The organism is Allomuricauda sp. CAU 1633, from assembly GCF_017313225.1.
Taxonomy (GTDB): domain Bacteria; phylum Bacteroidota; class Bacteroidia; order Flavobacteriales; family Flavobacteriaceae; genus Flagellimonas.
Genome location: NZ_JAFLNE010000015.1, coordinates 1 through 2,500 on the forward strand (window position 1 = coordinate 1; position 2,500 = coordinate 2,500).

2 tRNA genes and 2 rRNA genes (1 of these 4 cut by a window edge) are annotated in these 2,500 nt (G+C 52.9%); all 4 read left to right on the forward strand.

What is annotated here, in order from left to right:
• The first annotated feature begins 190 nt into the window (after positions 1 to 190).
• Positions 191 to 1,716 (forward strand): 16S ribosomal RNA (locus J0X14_RS18930).
• Positions 1,717 to 1,824: 108 nt separating this feature from the next.
• Positions 1,825 to 1,898, forward strand: a tRNA-Ile gene (locus J0X14_RS18935).
• A gap of 112 nt (positions 1,899 to 2,010) precedes the next feature.
• A tRNA-Ala gene (locus J0X14_RS18940) sits at positions 2,011 to 2,084 on the forward strand.
• 173 nt (positions 2,085 to 2,257) lie between these two features.
• Positions 2,258 to 2,500 (forward strand): 23S ribosomal RNA (locus J0X14_RS18945); it runs 2,575 nt beyond the window's last position.
• The 16S and 23S rRNA genes sit together here with 2 tRNA genes alongside, the layout of an rRNA operon.

The following is a 2,500-nucleotide window of genomic DNA, read 5'->3' on the forward strand; positions in this document are numbered from 1 at the left end:
TATATTTGCACCCGCTTAGCTGATAAGGCTGGGTGTTAAAGGAGGGGGATTTGGTCGAATTGTGGCCAATTTTTTTTCCTTTAGAGTGAAGAAGTTCATATACATATTGTAACGACAGCGTAAAGAGAATAAGAACCATTTTGAAGCGGGGCCTTCGGATTTTTGGGTGTCGAGAGACATTGACAGAAATACAATGAAGAGTTTGATCCTGGCTCAGGATGAACGCTAGCGGCAGGCCTAACACATGCAAGTCGAGGGGCAGCGGGGAAAAGCTTGCTTTTCCGCCGGCGACCGGCGCACGGGTGCGGAACGCGTATGGAACCTGCCCCTGTCAGGGGAATAGCCCAGGGAAACTTGGATTAATGCCCCATGGTACCGAGATATCGCATGATATTTTGGTTAAAGATTTATCGGACAGGGATGGCCATGCGTACCATTAGTTAGTTGGTGGGGTAACGGCTCACCAAGGCAGCGATGGTTAGGGGCCCTGAGAGGGGGATCCCCCACACTGGTACTGAGACACGGACCAGACTCCTACGGGAGGCAGCAGTGAGGAATATTGGACAATGGTGGGAACACTGATCCAGCCATGCCGCGTGCAGGATGACTGCCCTATGGGTTGTAAACTGCTTTTACACGGGAAGAAACCTCCCCTTGCGAGGGGATCTGACGGTACCGTGAGAATAAGGACCGGCTAACTCCGTGCCAGCAGCCGCGGTAATACGGAGGGTCCGAGCGTTATCCGGAATCATTGGGTTTAAAGGGTCCGTAGGCGGGCCTGTAAGTCAGGGGTGAAAGTCTGTGGCTCAACCATAGAATTGCCTTTGATACTGCAGGTCTTGAGTCGTTGTGGGGTTGCCGGAACATGTGGTGTAGCGGTGAAATGCATAGATATCACATAGAACACCGATCGCGAAGGCAGGTGACCAACAACGTACTGACGCTGATGGACGAAAGCGTGGGTAGCGAACGGGATTAGATACCCCGGTAGTCCACGCCGTAAACGATGGATACTAGCTGTGGGGCATTCGTGCTCCGTGGCCAAGCGAAAGTGATAAGTATCCCACCTGGGGAGTACGTTCGCAAGAATGAAACTCAAAGGAATTGACGGGGGCCCGCACAAGCGGTGGAGCATGTGGTTTAATTCGATGATACGCGAGGAACCTTACCAGGGCTTAAATGCAGGCTGCATGGGGTAGAGATACCCCTTTCTTCGGACCGCCTGCAAGGTGCTGCATGGTTGTCGTCAGCTCGTGCCGTGAGGTGTCAGGTTAAGTCCTATAACGAGCGCAACCCCTACCGTTAGTTGCCAGCATGTAAAGATGGGGACTCTAGCGGGACTGCCGGTGCAAACCGTGAGGAAGGTGGGGACGACGTCAAATCATCACGGCCCTTACGTCCTGGGCCACACACGTGCTACAATGGCCGGTACAGAGGGAAGCCACCCCGCAAGGGGGCGCGGATCTACAAAACCGGTCACAGTTCGGATCGGGGTCTGCAACTCGACCCCGTGAAGCTGGAATCGCTAGTAATCGGATATCAGCCATGATCCGGTGAATACGTTCCCGGGCCTTGTACACACCGCCCGTCAAGCCATGGAAGCCGGGAGTGCCTGAAGTCCGTCACCGAGAGGAGCGGCCTAGGGCAAAATCGGTAACTAGGGCTAAGTCGTAACAAGGTAGCCGTACCGGAAGGTGCGGCTGGAACACCTCCTTTCTAGAGAAAGAGACGCCCGTTGTACGGGGCCTCGCTCGGGGTGGTCCTTTTCTTTGTGCTGTCGTTTATGATATGTTTTTTGATATACTGGCAAATTTAGGCCAAGACAGTCTCATAGCTCAGCTGGTTAGAGCGCTACACTGATAATGTAGAGGTCGGCAGTTCGAGTCTGCCTGAGACTACGAAAAGTACGGGTTACGAAGTTCATTGAGTATTGAAATTAGGAAATTTTAGAAGTTGAGTTACAGGGTTATCACTCATAACTCCCAACTAATAACTCATAACTAAAGAAATGGGGGATTAGCTCAGCTGGCTAGAGCGCCTGCCTTGCACGCAGGAGGTCATCGGTTCGACTCCGATATTCTCCACAACGGCGTAAAAGCTGTCCACTGCATTTTTTTGCCGGTGGCGGCCCGCCACAGGTTCATTGACATATTGGGACGGAGCGATACGGTTTTACCGTGATTGCGAAGTCAAAGAAGAAACACGAAGTAGAATAGAATATCAAGGATTACGAGGGCGTCCCGCCGCAAGGTGGGATGCGACAAGCAAAAGAAGGGCGTATGGGGGATGCCTGGGCTCTCAGAGGCGAAGAAGGACGTGATAAGCTGCGAAAATCCACGGGGAGCTGCACATGAGCGTTGATCCGTGGGTGTCCGAATGGGGCAACCCACTTGGTTGAAGGCCAAGTACCCAGCAATGGGGGCGAACCCGCTGAACTGAAACATCTAAGTAGGCGGAGGAAGAGAAAACAAGAGTGATTCCGGTAGTAGCGGCGAGCGAA